This window comes from Chromohalobacter sp. 296-RDG (assembly GCF_029889885.1).
In the GTDB taxonomy this organism is placed as follows: domain Bacteria; phylum Pseudomonadota; class Gammaproteobacteria; order Pseudomonadales; family Halomonadaceae; genus Chromohalobacter.
Genome location: NZ_JARANY010000262.1, coordinates 1 through 945, shown reverse-complemented (window position 1 = coordinate 945; position 945 = coordinate 1). Strand labels below are relative to the sequence as shown.

General features: G+C 57.2%; 3 protein-coding genes. 1 reads left to right on the top strand and 2 read right to left on the bottom strand.

The window, feature by feature from the left end; translation table 11 throughout:
• On the top strand, positions 1 to 485 hold a 485-nt coding region (locus tag OP495_RS18390; protein ID WP_280571214.1), incomplete at its 5' end, for an SDR family NAD(P)-dependent oxidoreductase.
• Positions 486 to 538: 53 nt separating this feature from the next.
• Here OP495_RS18390 and OP495_RS18385 read toward each other — a convergent pair.
• Positions 539 to 802, bottom strand: coding sequence for a Txe/YoeB family addiction module toxin (locus OP495_RS18385; protein ID WP_348521334.1), 264 nt, complete (start codon positions 800 to 802; stop codon positions 539 to 541).
• Positions 795 to 945, bottom strand: a 151-nt coding sequence (locus OP495_RS18380) for a type II toxin-antitoxin system Phd/YefM family antitoxin (protein WP_280571216.1), incomplete at its 5' end; no start/stop codon positions are given. The genes OP495_RS18380 and OP495_RS18385, both read right to left, overlap by 8 nt.

Genomic DNA, 945 nt, shown 5'->3' with positions numbered 1-945 from the left:
AGCCCGCTCAAGAAGTCGACCGGCGCGACTGGCACACCATGATCGACACCAACGTCACGGGGCTGGTCAACGTCACCCACACGCTACTGCCGACACTGATCGACGTCGGCGAAGGCGCCACCATCGTCAATGTCGGCTCCATCGCCGGCCAATGGCCTTACCCCGGTAGCCACGTCTACGGCGCCTCGAAAGCCTTCGTTCAACAGTTCAGCTACAATCTGCGCTGCGACTTGCTTGGCACCGGCGTGCGCGTGACTGACCTTGCCCCCGGCATCGCCGAAACCGAATTCACCCTCGTGCGCACCGGCGGCGGCCAAGCCGCCTCCGACGCGCTATATAGCGGCACTACCGCACTCACCGCCGAGGACATCGCCGAGCAGATGTTCTACATCGCCACTCTCCCTGCGCATATCAATTTCAACCGCCTGGAAGTCATGCCCACCCGCCAAGCCTGGTCGGCTTTCGCCATCGATCGCGATGAGTGAGGGGAGGTAACAAGAGGGGGCACGCCCCGGCCGCGGGGTCTGGGGCAGCTCGTTCAATAGTGGTATCTGCAGGATATGATCGTAATGGACGCATCTTCCACGGCATACACCAAGCGGTTAGTCTCATCGATTCGACGCGACCAGAAACCCGCCAGGTTTTCCTTAAGAGCTTCTGGTTTCCCGATACCTTCTAACGGGGACCGCTTCACATCAGTGATTAGCTTGTTGATGCGTTTGAGAGTCTTCTTCTCCTGGCTTTGCCAATAGATGTAGTCGTTCCATGCCTCTTCAGTCCAACAAAGCAACCGACTACTCACTTTCATCTACCAACCCACGTGTTGTTGCCTTTCCTGCCTTGTATTGCGCGATTGATTTACTCAGGTGTTCAGCATTAGCAGGGGAGCGCAATAGATGTACTGTCTCCATAAGGCTGTTGTAGTAATCCAGCGACATGACGACG